Genomic DNA, 14518 nt, shown 5'->3' with positions numbered 1-14518 from the left:
TGAGGGATGGTGGGATGGGTGCGTTCAGGCGTGCGATGGGAAATGGGCGTCGCGCAAGGTCTGCAGGAGGTCGTCCTGCCAGGCGCGTGCGGTCGGCCAGGTGCCGGTAAGAGCGAGCGAGCCGTGCACGGCACCGAGGTAGCAGCTGTAGGAGACCGGAACACCGGCCGCCCGCAGCCGCTCGGCGTAGCGTTCACCGTCGTGGCGCAGTGGGTCGAACTGAGCAGTCATGATCTTGGTGGTCGGCAGGCCCGCGAGGTCGTCCGCGTGCAGGGGTGACGCGAGCGGGGTCCGGGCATCGTCGTGCGGCGAGAGGTAGAGGTCCCGGCACAGCGCCATCTCGTCGACCGTGATGCCGAAGTCGTCGCCGACGCCGGACGCGCGCATGCCGTCGAGGGTCAGGTCCAGCGGCGGGACTTCGAGCAGTTGCAGGCGCAGTGGCGTGGACCCGCGCTCGCGGACCAGCAACGCGACCGCGGCGGCCAGAGTCGCGCCCGCGGACACCCCGCCGAGCGACACGTTCGCCGGATCACCGCCGATCTCGGTGGCATGCTCGACGGCCCAACGAAGCCCCGCGTAGCAGTCTTCGACAGGGATCGGAAAGCGGTGCTCCGGTGCCAGCCGGTAGTCCACCGCGACCACCACGCAGCCGGCATCGGTGCAGCGACGCCGGCACATCGCCTGGTTGACCTCTTCGTCGATGGAACCGAGCCAGAAGCCGCCGCCGTGCAGGAAGACGTGGATCGGCAGGCCGACCTCGTCGCTCGGGCGGTAGACCCGCAGCCGGATCCGGCCGCCACCGGCCACGGTCAGCTCGACGTCGTGCTCGCCGTGCGCCGCCGCGACCGGCCGGCCGAACATCTCGAACAGCGTGTCGGTCCCGGCGTGGATGGTCGAGCGCCGCTGCGCGATCGGGGCGTGCGGGTCGCCGGAGTCCGGCTTGGTGGACAGGAACGTCCGCACTGCCTGATCCAGCTCCATCACACCTCCCGCGCTCGCGTTACAAGCACGAAACCTCATCGCGGCAGGGTGTGTCAAGTGTTTCCATTAAAGCACTTTTATTGACTGCGCCCGCAGCTCACGGGACGTTTCAGGTGGTGGAACGCTCGACCAGGCGAACGTCGAGCACCGTTGTCGAGCGCAGATCCGAGCCGTCGATATGGCCGAGCAGCACGCTGAGCGCGGTGCTCCCGGATTCCTCGAACGGCTGGCGCACCGTCGTCAGGTCGGCCGCCGTGGCCGCCTCCCCATCGTCGAAGCCCATCACGGCGACGTCGGCGGGCACGCGCAACCCCCGGTCGCGGGCGGCCAGGAGAACACCGACGGCGAGTGCGTCGTGGTGGGCCATGATGGCGGTCGGCCGGTCGGAGCGGTCGAGCAGCGGCGCGGCCGCCCGGCGGGCATCGTCGACGGAGTTGCCGCTGGTCGCGACGACCACCTCACCGCCCGCTCCTTCGATGACCTCCTTGAATCCCGACAACCGCCTGATCGCCTGCGACTCGTAGTCGGAGACCTGCCGCTCGACGAGATAGCCGACGCGGCGGTGCCCACGATCCAGCAGGTGTGCGGCGGCCAGCCGGCCGCCCTCGGCGTCGTCGATGACGACCCGGCTGAACAACGCGCTGTCGGCATCGACCGCCACCGTCGGCAGGCTGCGCTCCCGGAGCCGGTCCGCGATGGCGTCCTCGATCCGCAGCCCCATCACGATCAGCCCGTCGAGCCGGCCGTGGATGGGCATGCTGGCCAGCACCGGCGACGATGCCAGAGCAGCCGACTCGTGATCGAAGACGACCACGTCGATCTCCAGGTCGGCCGCCGCGGTCAGCAGTCCGGACAGCCGCCGCAGGTAGGAACCGTAGGAGGTGAACGGGGCCATCACGCCCACCCGCCCGGTCGCCCGCCGAGCGAGGCTGACCGCTTGCACCTTCGGCACGAACCCCAGCTCGTCGGCGGCCGCCAGCACCCGCTGACGGGTGGCGGGGCTGACCCGGTCGGGCTTGTTCATGACGTTGGACACCGTCGAGATGCTCACCTTGGCGCGGTCGGCGACCTCGTAGATGGTGACCCGATAATCCGCCGCCACGTTCTGCCTCGCTTCAGCGTCCCGACTTCGCCGCTTCGAGCTTCGAAGGGCTTTATCAGAAGCACTCTATCGACGTGCGGCCGGTAGCCCAACAGCGAACGGAACCACATAGTGCCACCCGGCCGGCCAGCGCGAGCGCTCGCCGCCACCACGCGTTTGATGAGGGTTAATTCGCAGAAAGGCGGAAAACTTCCTAAATCGACCTGAACTCGAAGGAGCACGATCATGAGCGATCTCGCCTACGCCACCTATGTCGCGCCGGAGAAGCCGGTGGTCTCCTCGGACCTGGCGCCCGGGGAGTCCGGTGAGAACTGGTCGCCGAGCAGCGCGACCCTGATCCAGGGGACGCGGGACGCCGTCCTCGTCGACGCACTGACCACAATGGATGAAGGCCGGGCGCTGGCCGACTGGGTCGCGGCCACGGGTAAGAACCTCACGACGATCTACGCCACGCACGGCCATGGTGACCACTTCTTCGGCGCGACGGAGGTGCTCGACCGGTTCCCCGACGCCCGCCTCGTCGCCACCGCCGGCGTGGTCGACATGATGCGGAGCCAGACGGGGCCGCGCTGGCTGGACGGCTTCTGGCGTCAGCGGTTCCCGAACCAGATCACCGACGAGCCGGTCGTGGCCGAGGTCCTGACCGAGCCCGCCATCGAGCTCGAGGGTGAGCGGCTCGAGCCGATCGAGCTCGGCCACACCGACACCGACCACACCACGGCGCTGCACGCGCCATCGATCAGGCTGGTCACCGCCGGCGACGCGGTCTACAGCGAGCACGTGCACCTCTACCTGGCCGAGGCCGGCAGTGACGGCCTCGCGAGCTGGCTCCAGGCGCTGACGACGATCGAGGAGCTGTCTGCCAGGACGGTGATTGCGGGGCACAAGCGGGAGGATGACGGCGACAGCCCGGAGGCCATCGCCGCCACCCGTGACTATCTGCTCACCTGGAAAGCCGCGGTGGCCGACAGTCGTGACGCGCGGGGGGTGTTCGACACGATGGTCAAGCGCTATCCGGACCGGGTCAACCGCAACGTCGTCTGGCACGGCGCGAAAGCCGCGAAGAACTGACGTGCCGCGCCCGAGCCCTGGGCGAGGTGCTCAGCAGGAGAGGTTGTTTCCGGCCGGCACGCCGAGGATGCCGACGAACTGCTGGTAGCGGGTGACGCGGCTCTGCACCTGGGCGGGGTTGCCGCCGTTGCACTCGATCGAGCCGTTGATGCTGCGGATGGTCTCACCGAAGCCGGCGCCGTTGACCATCGCGTTGTGTGGGGTCATCGTGCCGGGGCCGGTCTGGGTCATCCAGTACCAGATGCCGGTCTTCCAGGCGACCGCCGCGTCGGTCTGCACCAGCCAGGGGTTTGTCAGCAGGGGCAGGCCGAGCGCGTTGCCGGCCGCGTTGTAGTTGAAGTTCCAGCTCAGCTGGATCGGCCCGCGGCCGTAGTAGGCGGCCTGGCCGGCGGGGCAGCCGTAGGGCTGGCTCGGGTCGCAGTAGTGCGGATAGTTCGCCGTGTTCTGCTCGACGATGTAGACGAGTCCGCCGGTCTCGTGGTGCACGTTGGCGAGGAAGGCGGCCGCCTCCTGGCGCTGGACGGTCGTGCTGCCGCTCTTGGCGAACGCGGGGTAGGCGCTGAGGGCGGCTACCAGGCCGGAGTAGGTGTAGAAGGAGTTCCGGCCCGGGAACATCTGGTTGAACTGCGCCTCGCTGACGACGAAGCCGCCGGTCGGGGGTGGGTCGGTCGGGTTGCCGCCACCGCCACCACAGGCGTAGGGCTCCCAGTACCAGGTGCTGATGACCGGGTCGTAGCCCGGGTTCTCGTGCTCGGCGATGTAGTACAGGCCGTTGGTGTAGCGGACGATCGCGCCCGTCACATACCAGGTGCCGGCGACCCAGTTCGGGTAACTACAGCTTCCGCCGCCACCGCCACCGCCGCCGTCGCAGGCGCCCAGGTCCTGCCAGACGCCCGTCGTCCCGGGTGGCGCCTCGCCCTGCGTCCACCACTTCGCTTGATAGTTGCGGCCGTTGCGGGAGGCCTGGTTGCCTCCCCAGTAGACGGTCGAGGCCTGCCACGGCGTCGCGCAGGCCGCGGCCGACGCGGCGGTCGCCGGGATGACGGCGACCACTCCGCCGGCGACGACCAGGGCGAGAGCCATGAACAGGGCACGCAGTCTCGACATACGACCACTCCCTTCTGGAGGGTTCAGAGGATCGATGCACGTGACTGTAGCACCTTCTGTTCACAACCTTTACTATTAGCCGAGCAACGCCGACGCCCGCTTCTCCATGAGGAGGTAGCCGAACTCTCGGCAGATGCCGAGCGCCTGCTCCGCGTACTCCCGTGCCTGCACCGACCCAAGATCCCGATGTGCCCGCGCCAACCCGATCAACGCCTGCGCCTCGGCGTGGCGGGCGCCGTCACCGCGAGCCAGGACCAGCACCTGCCACAGGTGGGTGACCGCCAGGTCGGCGTCGCCGGCGTGCAGGTCGATCTCGGCCTGGGCGAGCAGGGCCTGCGCCTCGACCCACCGGTCGCCGACCTCCCGGGCGATCCGCAGCGCCTCGTTCGCCAGCGAGCGCGCGTCACCGATGCTGCCCTTCGCGCCGTGCGCGGTCGCCAGCAGACGCAGGATGTCGGCCTCGTTGCTGCGCGCGTGGGCCTTCCGGTGCAGCGCCAGCGCCGCGGAGAGGTAGCCCAGCGCGACCTCGTTCTCGCCGAGCAGCAGGTGGGCCTCGCCCAGGCACCCGTGCGCGGTGCCCTGCCCATGCCATTCGCCGAGCGTGCTCTCCAATTCGATGACCCGCTGGCTGTAGGAGATGGCCTCGCTCAACCGCCCCTGCTGAAGCCGGATGTTGCCCAGGTTGGCCAGCCGCGCCAGTTGACCCGCCCGACGCCCGATCCGGGTGTCGATGTCGAGCGCCTCCAGGCTGAAATGGGCGGCCAGGTCGAGTTGGCCCGTCTCGAACGAGACGTGCGCGAGATTGCTCAGCGCGCTGGTCTCCCCTTCGGCCCAGCCGGCCTCCCGGGCGAAGTCGAGCGCCCGGTGGAAGTCGTCGAGGGCCTCGGCGTACCGGCACCGGGCCAGCAGGACGGTCGCCCGGCTGAGGTGTGCGGCGGCCTGGCCGAGCAGGTGGCCGTCGGCGCGGGCGTGTGCGAGCGCGGCCTCGGTGACCGGCAGCCATTCCGCCGACGGTGCGGTGAAGTCGAGATGCCAGCGCAGGTGGTCGGCGAGCCGCCACGCCGCCTCCCGGTGCGCCGGCCCGGCCGCCATGATCGCAGCGATCATGTTGTTTCGTTCGGCGTCGACCCAACCCGTCGCCTCGGTGGCGCCGCCGAACTCGACCCGGTGGGCGGCGTCGACGGTCGCCGGCAGCGGAAGGCGGACGACGTGCGGGTAGAGCAGGCCCGCCGCATGGTCCATGGTGGACAGGTAGTAGGCATAGAGCCGGTCGAGCGCGGCCTGCCGGTCGGCGTCTTCGGCCAGACAGCGGCGGCGGGCGTAGAGACGCACGAGTTCGTGCCAGCGATACCGGCCATGCGCCACCTGGTCGAGCAGATGTGCCCGGGCCAGGGCCGTCAGCAGCGGCTCGGCCTCGGCCACCGCGATGCCCGCCAGGGCGGCGGCCGCCGGCGGCGTGACGACCTCGCCGGGTGCGATGCCGAGCAGCCGGAAGAGCCGGCGCGCGGCCGGCGGATGCGCCTCGTAGGAAAGGTCGAACGCGGTGACGGTCGCGGCCGTGGTGTCGCCGGGAACACCCAGCACCGCCAGCCGGTCGCCGCCGGCGAGCCGCTGGTTGTAGTGGGCGATCGGGATCAGCTCGGCGTCGAGGTTGGCGGCGGCGATCCGGATGGCCAGCGGGAGATAGCCGCACAGCCGGGCCAGCTCGGCCGTGTCCGGGACGGCGGCGTCAGGCAGCAGCCGGCGCAACAGGTCGGCCGCCTCCGGCGGCCCGAGCACGCCCAGCGAGAGCGCCACCGCACCTTCGCGTGCCGTCAACCCGCGTAGCTGGTCACGACTGGTCACCACGACCATGCAACCGGGGCCGCCGGGCAGCAGCGGCCGCACCTGGTCGGACCCGCCGGCGTTGTCGAGCACCACCAGGATCCGCCGGACCGCGGTCACGCTGCGGTAGAGACCGACGGCCTCGTCGAGCTCGGTCGGGATCTCTTCGTCGGGCACGCCGAGCGCGTGCAGGAAATGCGCGAGCGCCTCCATCGGCGCGAGCGGCGGCCGCGCCGACGCGCCGCGCAGGTCGAGATAGAGCTGGCCGTCGGGGAACTCGCCGATCGCCGAGTGTGCCCAGTGGACGGCCAGCGCCGTCTTGCCCACACCGGCCAGGCCGGCGATGACGACCGGCGGCCGCGGCCGCTGGGACGCGAGCCCGTCGATGGTCGCGAGCACGTCGTGACGCCCGGTGAAGTCGACCACCGCGGCGGGCAATTGGGCGGGCGTCACCGGCCCCACCGCGGGCGCGGCGAGCGTGCGGTCGTCGGTGAGCACGGCGCGCTCCAGGCCGCGCAGCTCGGGCCCCGGCTCGATGCCGGTCTCGGTCACGAGCACGTCGCGGACGCGCCGGTAGGCCTCGAGCGCCTCCGCCCGGCGGCCACATCGGTAGAGCGCGATCATCAGGTGGCGGGACAGCCGCTCCCGCAGTGGGTGGTCGCGCGCCAGCGCCGCCAACTCCTCGACGATCTCGGCGTGTTGACCCATTTCCAGGAGTACGCCGCAGCGCTCCTCGAGAGCCGCCAGGCGTAGCTGTTCCAGCCGGGCCGCCTCGGCGGACACCGTCAGCGTCGACGGCACGTCGGCGAGCGCGCCGCCTCGCCACAGCGCCAGGCCGGCCGACAGCTCCCGGGCCGCGTCGGCCAACCGGCGTTCGGCGGCGTAGCGCTTCCCCGTGCGTACGGCATGCTCGAAGATCGTGATGTCGACCGCGTCGTCGGCGGTGACCAGCTCGTAGCCGGTGGCCCGGCTCACGACCACGCCGGCGTCACCGGCGGCCAGCAGCCGCCGCAACCGCATGACGTAGCCGTTGACCGCACTGGTCGCGGTGCGGGTCGGCCGCTCACCCCAGATCTCGTGGACCAGGCGGTCTCTGGGCACCGGCCGCCCGGACTCGGCCAACAGCACGGCCAGCATGATGCGCAGGTGCGGGGCGGCGACCGGCGCCCAGTGCTCGCCGTCCCAGATCCGCACCGGTCCGAGCGCTTGTATCCGCACGACAAAATCCCATCGTTTCATCGCGGATTCATCGATGAATTATTACCCCTCTCTAGCTTGGCGTGCGAGCCGTGAAGGCTGTTCGGTCATTCGGAGGGAGACGCGAGCTGATGAGATCCGCGTTCCGTGACAGCGGACGACGCGTAGCCGGAGGCGTGGCCGCAGTGGTCGCGCTCGCCGTACTGGTGATGGTCGGTGTCCAGGTCATGCCCGGCTCGCCGGTGCGAATCCGGGCGGTGGCGGCCCAGCCGGGCGACGACCCGACCACCTGCGTGCGCGACATCGAATACCGGGGCGTCAAGACCCGGTGGGAGTTCGACCCGTGCATCTCGGACAGCAGGCCGCTGCCCGGCGACGTGATGCAGGAGTTGGCGGCCGACTATCGCGCCGCGCAAGGAGACGAAGAATGCGATCCGGGTACGGCGTCCCCAGCCGCGAACGCACGCGCACAGTCCGCGATCGGCGCGACCGCCACGGCGGATCCCGAGCCGACCGACAGCCCGAGCGGGAGTCCGAGCCCGAGCGGGAGTCCGAGCCCGAGCGAGAGTGCCGACCCGTGTCCCAGCGGCTCGGCCAGCCCGAGCGAGTCCGCGAGCCCCAGCGGCTCCGCGAGCCCGAGCGAATCGGCCAGCCCCAGCGAATCGGCCAGCCCAAGTGAGTCCGCGAGCCCGAGCGAATCGGCCAGCCCCAGCGAATCGGCCAGCCCCAGCGAGTCCGCCAGCCCCAGCGAATCGGCCAGCCCGAGCGAATCGGCCAGCCCCAGCGAATCGGCCAGCCCGAGCGAATCGGCCAGCCCCAGCGAGTCCGCCAGCCCCAGCGAATCGGCCACCCCGAGCGAATCGGCCAGCCCGAGCGAGTCGGCCAGCCCGAGCGAGTCGCCGACAGACCCGCCGACCGATCCGGATGACCCGCCCACCGACCCGGATGACCCGCCGGACGGTCCTCCCCCGGCCGACCCGAAGCCCTGCTCGGACGCCGGCAACGACCAGGAGATCGTCGATGCCCGCAAGGACCGGTTCTGCCCGCCGCACGCCACCGAGAACCCGGTGGTCCTGGTGGCAACCGGTGACTCCGTGACCTCGGCCCACCTGCAGACCGCCTACCACTACCCGCCCGGCCAGTGCGTGGGCAACACCTCGCAGGACAACGTCCACAAGCTACCGGGCAACGACATGATGTTCAGCTACGCCGGCAAGTACGCCACCGCCCTCAACCGCAACGTGGTCGAGTACTACAACTTCGCCCGCACCGGCTACACCACCTCGGAGATCCTCGGCGCGGGTTGGAACACGCCCGACGCCTGCTACAACAAGTGGGAGCGCAACTCCTCGCCGTCGAGTCTCGCCGAACGGGCCATCAAGCAGGCCAAGAGCGAGAAGAAGAAGGCGTACTTCGTCAGCACGGGTGGGATCAACGACACCAACTGGGTCGCGCTGCTGACGGCGCTGGCCGAGTGCGGCACGGTCGACTACTACAAGCAGTTCGCCAACGAGTACTTCATCCGCAACGACACCCCGCTGCAAGCGGTGATGAACTGGTTCGACGTCAACGGCAACTACACCGCGAAATCCAACGTCATCAACGGCGGCTCGTGCCACCTCAAGCTCTCCGGCGACTCCACCGAGCACGAATACTTCCACAAGAGGATCGACATCCCCCGCTACAACGGCCCGGCGCTCTACGATGCGATCTCCCAACGGGTCAACGACATCGTGGAGCAGATGCTCGGCGCCGGCGCCGACAAGGTCGTCTGGATGCTCTACTACGACATCAGCCCGGCCAAGCTCGACTTCGGACGGTTCGGTGAGACCTACCGGTTGAAGGTCTCGAAGGCGTTGCAGGACATGCTGCCCGGCCGGATCCCGCCGTCGGAGAGACCACTGCTCGACGACCCCGGCTGGCAGCAGACCGTCGGCCGGTGGACCCAGGACATGAACAACGCCATCTGGTGGGGCCTGCCCGACGACGAGAAGGTCTGGTATGCCACCCCACCGGCGCTGAACTCCGACCAGATCCAGAAGATCGGCCTCGGCGGCAGCCCACACCCGAACGAGCCCGGCCACATGGCCATGGCCAACAAACTGGCCCAGGTCTTCGGCAACTGACCACATGACCGATGGGCCCTCCGCCACGGCGGCGGAGGGCCCACCGGCAGCGCGTAATCGGGTTGTGCGGTGTGCTTCGCTGTTGGCCGTGAATGTTCTTCGTACTCCGCGACTGTCCCTGCATGCCATCGACACCGCCGAGGGTGAACGGATCGTCGCACGGAGCGCCGCGGCCGGGGATGTCTGGGCCGACGACTATCCGTTCGACGGTGACGTCGGCGGCGTCACGGCCTTTCTCCGGAACAGCGCGGCCAACGGTGAGCAGCGGCCGTTCGGGCACTACCGGATCACCCGGAGCGCCGACGGGCAGGCCATCGGTGGGATCGGGTTCAAGGGCCAGCCCGTCGACGGGTGTGTCGAGATCGGCTACGGCCTTTCTCCGTCGGCCCGCGGCAACGGCTACGCGGCCGAGGCGCTCGTCGCCCTGCTCGACCTGGCGGCCGAGCACGGCCTGTCGCGGGTTGTCGCCGACACCACCGAGGACAACGTCGCTTCCCAGAAGACCCTCGAACGCGCCGGCTTCCGCAGGACCGGGCCCGCCTACCTCTACGAGGTGGTCCTCCCCGACCGACGGTGACGATCACCGGTGCCCGAGCCCCACGCCATCGGCTCCCGAGAGGAAAGTCACCTCCGCTATCCCGGCCAGCGAATAACGCCCATTGGCGACGGATAAGGCGCAAATCGGGCGCCATTGCCCGCCCGAGAAGGCCGGTGCCAGACAGCCGAAACTGGTTACTGACAGCGACCAATGGCCGGCTGGCCCGGTCGACCTAGAGTGTCGGGAGCGTTCCGCGACCGTCCGCGGTGCGCGTTGCGTGGAGGTCGGTGGATGGAGTCGAGGAAGCGCACCCGGGCCACGGTCCTGCTGATCTTGGTCGCCTGCATCGGTCTCGCCCTGGGCGCCTGCTCGCGCGTCCCGGCCGGGCGAGCGGCGTTAAAGCCGGCAGCGACACCGTCGGCCGTCCCGTCGCCCTCCGCGACCGTCGCACCGACCGTCTCACCCACCGCGCGGGTCGCCTCGCCCACCCCCTCGGCCCCGACAGCCACCCCGGCGCCGGCGTGGTTGGGAAAGCGGCTCCTGCCGGTCGGACCGGACGGCTCCGCCGCAGCCCGGCCGACACCACCGGAACTGCGCGACCGGTCGATCATCACGGTCGACGACCTGCCGCCACCACCCGACGGCCGCTTCCACGCGACGTCCAAAGCCGTGCCGGCCAGCGTGCTCGCCCGGTCGAGCTGGACCAAGTCCTGCCCGGTCTCGGCGGCCGACCTGCGCTATGTCACGGTCGGCTTCCGCGGCTTCGACGGCGCCGCCCACACCGGCGAACTGCTCGTCAACAAGCGGGCGGCCGACGGCCTGATCTCGGTGTTCCGCCAGCTCTTCGCCGCCAACTTCCCGATCGAGCGGATGCACATCTCGAGCGCGGCCGAGCTGAACGCGCCGCCGACCGGGGACGGGAACACCACCGAGGCGTTCGCCTGCCGCCCGGTGCGCGGCCAGACGAGCTGGTCGCAGCACGCGTACGGACTCGCGGTCGACGTCAACCCATTCCAGAACCCGTACAAGAAAGGCAAGGTGGTGTTGCCCGAGCTCGCCACCGCCTATCTCGACCGGGGCAAGGCGTGGCCCGGGATCGTGAAGCCGAAGGGCCCGGTCGTGCGGGCCTTCGCCTCGATCGGCTGGCAGTGGGGTGGCGACTACCAGTCGTTGAAGGACTACATGCACTTCTCCGCCAACGGCGGCTGATCACCTCGAGATGCGCGGCCGGCTCGCCACGAACGGCTGACGTCCGATCGTCCGGTGTATTTGTCGGCGGCCCGCCCGCTCCCCACTGGCAACTCACCACTGAGGAGGATCGGATGCGCATCAAGCAACGACTCGGGGTCGGCACCGGATTCCTGGCGCTCCTGCTGGTGCCGGCGACCGCCGCGCACGCGGCACCCGCCAGCCGGCATTGCGTCGTCAGCGCCGGGGCGGCCGCGTCGATGGTCTGCTACTCGTCGTTCCGCACGGCTATCTCGAACGCGACCGGTGGGCGGGTCACCGACGCTCCCGCCGACCCGAAGGCGGCCCTCAACGACGAGAAGCTCGCGAAGAAACTCAACGACCTGCCGTCGAAGGCGCCCTCGGCCGCCGCACTGAGCAACATCGTGATCAGCGTCGAATACACCGGCGAGGACTTCGGCGGCAGCACGCTGACCATCACCGGCACGCACGCCTGTGACGACTTCCTCAGCCCGGTCGAGTTCACCATGACCAGCCTGCCGTCCGGATGGAACGACGACATCGAGTCGTTCCGGGCCTTCGCCAACTGTGCCGGCATGCATTTCCTGCACATCGGCGCCACCGGTCCGTTCAACGACAACGGGTTCTTCTTCTCCCGCACCTCGTTCCCGAGCTGGCTCGACGACGAGGTCAGCTCGATCGCCTGGACCTAGACCGGGTGTAGCGACGCCATCAGAACCGTGGCGTCGGCCGTGCCGTCCAAGGCGCGGACGGCGTCGCGGATCTGTGCGGGGTGCTCCCGCAGCCAAACCATCGCCCGAGCGTGTCGGCCCCCGGGTCGTCATCGGACAAGTCACTATCAAACGGTCAAAGAGCGGCTGTCCGAAGAGGGGTTGGCAATGGCCACGTATCTGATCACCCACGAGGTTGACGACGTCGACGCTTGGCTCGCTTCGCCCAAGCGGAGCGAGGCGTTCGGGAAGCTGGGCATCAAGATCCGCACGTTCACCGACCCCGCCGGCTCCAACCGGGTCGGGCTGGTCGCCGAGATCTCCGACTTCGCCGCGTTTCAGGAGTTCATGCGGAGTAACGAAGCGGAGGCGGCGATGAAGCACGACGGCGTACGTCCGGAGACCATGCTGATGCTTCGCGAGGCCTAGCCTCCGGCAGCGTGCCGAGCCGCGCCAGCGCGTCGGCGCTCGGCGGGCCCGCCGTGGCGCGGTAGACGACGAGCAACTGCCCGTCGGCGCCCGCGACGGAGAACTTCTCGTAGTGCAGGCCCAGATCGCCGACGATCGGGTGGCGCATGCGGTGCATGCCGCCACCCGGGTGCGGCTTGGCGTCGTGCCGCGACCAGAGCCGCCGGAACAGGTCGCTCTTCACCGACAACTCGCCGAGCAGGTCGGTCAGCCGCGGGTTGTCGACGTCCGGGCCGACCATCAACCGCAACGCGGCGACCAGGTGGTCTTCCCAGTCGGGCAGGAACGCCTGCGCCGCGGGGGTCGAGCAGCAGCGCTTCGGCCGGGCAGTCCGCACTGCTTGGTGTCCTAGCGATCTATCATTCAGCGATGCCATTGCAGCCCACTGACGAGCTCTCTGCCGCGGTGTGGCTGTACGCGACCGATGTCGGCCCGACGCGGTTGATCACGTTCGGGCCGGCCTCGTTCGCCGCGTACGCACGTCTTCGCTACCTGCCCGATCCGGTCCGTCAGGATATGCGCGAGTCGGACGTGCGGCTGCCAGCTCGCCGAACCACCGAGATCGACATGGCCCGAACAGCGTTGGAGGCCCTCGCCGACTACAGCTCCTCCACACGCGACTGTTATGTCTGCGTGTGGGAGGGCGGCGCGACGTTCCGGAATCCTGCACTGGCTGGCGGACCCATGCTGGACCTTCCGCACCGGCGATACGTCCTGCTCACCGGCACCCTGGGCGACTTGATGGGTTGGAGCGACCTGTTCGACTCCGAGGTCCACTCAGCGCCGGCATTCGTCTGGCCAGCAGATCATGCGTGGTGTTTCGCCAGCGACGTCGACCCTCATTGGGCCGGCATCGGAGCCGACCGTGAGGTTGTCGACCGCCTCGTCGCAGACAGGAACCTCGACGTCGTGCATGCGGACCCGGAAGAGCGGCAGCCGACGTATTACTAATTCAGGTCGGTCCCGCCGTGTCGATCGGTTCCTCGTAGTCAGATGTTCCACCCGGGTCCTGCCGTCGAGCTGTCATACGCGCGATCCGTTGCCACTTGCTGACCGAGAGCGTGTCCGGTGGCGACACATCCGCCGCCGCTGATCGCCGCGCCACGGGCCTTCAGGCGACGACGGTTGAGCGGGCGGCTGCGACCCACCAACTTGCCTGACGGGAAAGAACTGGGTACTTTCCCGTCAGGAAAACGAGAGGGGTGGCAGGTGACTCCGGACGACGCGCGAGCGGCGCTCGACGACATCCGCATGCGACACGAGCAGTCCCGGGCGGAAGAGGCGCGGCACAACTCAGGGCCGTTCTATCTCGGCATCGTGGCGTTGATCGTGCTGCTCTCGTTCGCCTCTTTCGACATGCCCAATCCGTGGAGCGGCGCGATGCTCTTCCCGGTGGCCGCGCTGGCGGCGGTGCTGGTGCTGGTGCACGGGCGACGGGCACCGGTGCGGCGCACGCCCGATTCCCGCGAACTGCTCCTCGGTGTCGCGGGCGGCATCGCCCTCGCCGCCGGGCTGCAGGGGCTCGCGTCGGCCGGCCAGGCGGCCGGGGTTCCGACACCGCACCTGGTCTCGGCCGCCATCGGGGCCGTGCTCTGCGTGCTGGTGGCCAGCCGGCCCCGGTGGAGCGCGGCGGCCCGGCGCCACTGATGGACGGCGACTTCGACGAGTTCCTGCACGTACCCGCGCGATTGACGGTCGTCGCCCTGTTGGCCCCGGCGAGCTGGAGCGAGTTCGGTTTCATCCGCGACGCGGTCGGCACGAGCGACTCTGCCCTCTCGAAGCAGTTGTCGGCGCTCGCGGCCGAAGGCTACGTCGAGATCCGCAAGCGGCCCGGCGGGGGTGCGCGGCGAACCCTTGCCCGCCTCACCCCGCGCGGCCGCACCGCCTTCGCGGCCCATGCCGCCGCGCTGGAGCGGATCGCCGCGGCCGCCCGAGCGCCCTATCCCGCCGACCCGGACGTCTGATTCACCCCGTCTTCGCCGCGGACGTGCACCGTCTCGCCCTCGTCGCGCAACTGGTCGGTGACCTGGTGTTCGGTCATCGCCAGCAGGTGCGCGTCCACAGTGGTTTTTCTGGGTCAGCTCGGCGCGCTCCCCGCCGAACAGCGAAGGACGCGTCCATCGACCGGCGGAGGTCGTCGTCCGACGCCATCCAGGCCTACGACGCCTCGCCGCCGTCGCCCATC

Annotated in this window: 16 protein-coding genes; 9 read left to right on the top strand and 7 right to left on the bottom strand. The window is 69.9% G+C overall.

The features are described from left to right. Nucleotides 1–24: 24 nt before the first annotated feature. Entirely contained in the window at nt 25–981 is a 957-nt protein-coding gene (locus AB0J74_RS18265) for an alpha/beta hydrolase (RefSeq protein WP_363449232.1), read from the bottom strand. A 109-nt stretch (nt 982–1090) separates the two neighbouring features. Beyond that, entirely contained in the window at nt 1091–2083 is a 993-nt protein-coding gene (locus AB0J74_RS18260; protein WP_363449230.1) for a LacI family DNA-binding transcriptional regulator, read from the bottom strand. Nucleotides 2084–2308: 225 nt separating this feature from the next. Between AB0J74_RS18260 and AB0J74_RS18255 the strand changes: the two genes are divergently transcribed. Further along, nucleotides 2309–3154 (top strand): MBL fold metallo-hydrolase, encoded by an 846-nt coding sequence (locus AB0J74_RS18255; RefSeq protein WP_363449227.1) that lies wholly within the window; start codon nt 2309–2311, stop codon nt 3152–3154. A 30-nt stretch (nt 3155–3184) separates the two neighbouring features. Here AB0J74_RS18255 and AB0J74_RS18250 read toward each other — a convergent pair whose 3' ends face one another. The 3 genes from AB0J74_RS18250 to AB0J74_RS18240 form a co-directional block, all read right to left on the bottom strand. Continuing rightward, a complete protein-coding gene (locus AB0J74_RS18250; protein WP_363449225.1) occupies nt 3185–4261 on the bottom strand; it encodes a glycoside hydrolase family 19 protein in 1077 nt (358 codons plus the stop codon). Nucleotides 4262–4336: 75 nt separating this feature from the next. After that, complete coding sequence (locus AB0J74_RS18245; RefSeq protein ID WP_363449223.1) at nt 4337–7303, bottom strand: BTAD domain-containing putative transcriptional regulator; 2967 nt, start codon at nt 7301–7303, stop codon at nt 4337–4339. A 379-nt stretch (nt 7304–7682) separates the two neighbouring features. Then, nucleotides 7683–8312, bottom strand: a complete 630-nt coding sequence (locus AB0J74_RS18240; protein WP_363449221.1) for a hypothetical protein — start codon at nt 8310–8312, stop codon at nt 7683–7685. 46 nt (nt 8313–8358) lie between these two features. Here AB0J74_RS18240 and AB0J74_RS18235 point away from each other — a divergent pair, with 46 nt between their 5' ends. From AB0J74_RS18235 to AB0J74_RS18215, 5 genes are all read left to right on the top strand, one after another. After that, nucleotides 8359–9408, top strand: coding sequence for a hypothetical protein (locus AB0J74_RS18235; RefSeq protein WP_363449219.1), 1050 nt, complete (start codon nt 8359–8361; stop codon nt 9406–9408). Between the two features lie 88 nt (nt 9409–9496). Next, entirely contained in the window at nt 9497–9985 is a 489-nt protein-coding gene (locus AB0J74_RS18230) for a GNAT family N-acetyltransferase (RefSeq protein WP_363449217.1), read from the top strand. Nucleotides 9986–10237: 252 nt separating this feature from the next. Continuing rightward, on the top strand, nt 10238–11155 hold the full coding sequence (locus AB0J74_RS18225) for a M15 family metallopeptidase (RefSeq protein ID WP_363449215.1): 918 nt from the start codon (nt 10238–10240) through the stop codon (nt 11153–11155). 113 nt (nt 11156–11268) lie between these two features. Beyond that, nucleotides 11269–11847 carry a hypothetical protein gene (locus AB0J74_RS18220; protein ID WP_363449213.1) on the top strand — a complete coding sequence of 193 codons (579 nt, stop codon included), beginning with the start codon at nt 11269–11271 and terminating at the stop codon, nt 11845–11847. Nucleotides 11848–12033: 186 nt separating this feature from the next. Then, nucleotides 12034–12294 carry a hypothetical protein gene (locus AB0J74_RS18215; RefSeq protein ID WP_363449211.1) on the top strand — a complete coding sequence of 87 codons (261 nt, stop codon included), beginning with the start codon at nt 12034–12036 and terminating at the stop codon, nt 12292–12294. Here the strand turns inward: AB0J74_RS18215 and AB0J74_RS18210 are convergent. Further along, complete coding sequence (locus AB0J74_RS18210) at nt 12212–12670, bottom strand: hypothetical protein (RefSeq protein ID WP_363449209.1); 459 nt, start codon at nt 12668–12670, stop codon at nt 12212–12214. The genes AB0J74_RS18215 and AB0J74_RS18210 overlap by 83 nt on opposite strands. 32 nt (nt 12671–12702) lie before the next feature. Here AB0J74_RS18210 and AB0J74_RS18205 point away from each other — a divergent pair, with 32 nt between their 5' ends. From AB0J74_RS18205 to AB0J74_RS18195, 3 genes are all read left to right on the top strand, one after another. Further along, nucleotides 12703–13284, top strand: a complete 582-nt coding sequence (locus tag AB0J74_RS18205) for a hypothetical protein (RefSeq protein ID WP_363449207.1) — start codon at nt 12703–12705, stop codon at nt 13282–13284. A 258-nt stretch (nt 13285–13542) separates the two neighbouring features. Beyond that, nucleotides 13543–13980: a hypothetical protein gene (locus AB0J74_RS18200; protein ID WP_363449205.1), complete on the top strand. Its 438-nt coding sequence runs from the start codon at nt 13543–13545 to the stop codon at nt 13978–13980. Beyond that, entirely contained in the window at nt 13980–14297 is a 318-nt protein-coding gene (locus tag AB0J74_RS18195; RefSeq protein ID WP_363449203.1) for a transcriptional regulator, read from the top strand. Before AB0J74_RS18200 ends, AB0J74_RS18195 begins: the two co-directional genes overlap by 1 nt. Here AB0J74_RS18195 and AB0J74_RS18190 read toward each other — a convergent pair. Then, entirely contained in the window at nt 14273–14395 is a 123-nt protein-coding gene (locus AB0J74_RS18190) for a hypothetical protein (protein ID WP_363449201.1), read from the bottom strand. The genes AB0J74_RS18195 and AB0J74_RS18190 overlap by 25 nt on opposite strands. Between the last annotated feature and the right edge of the window lie 123 nt (nt 14396–14518).

It is taken from the genome of Asanoa sp. NPDC049573, from assembly GCF_040676615.1.
Classification (GTDB): domain Bacteria; phylum Actinomycetota; class Actinomycetes; order Mycobacteriales; family Micromonosporaceae; genus Asanoa.
Note: the sequence above shows the minus strand (reverse complement) of the source record. Positions and strands in the feature narration are given on the sequence as shown.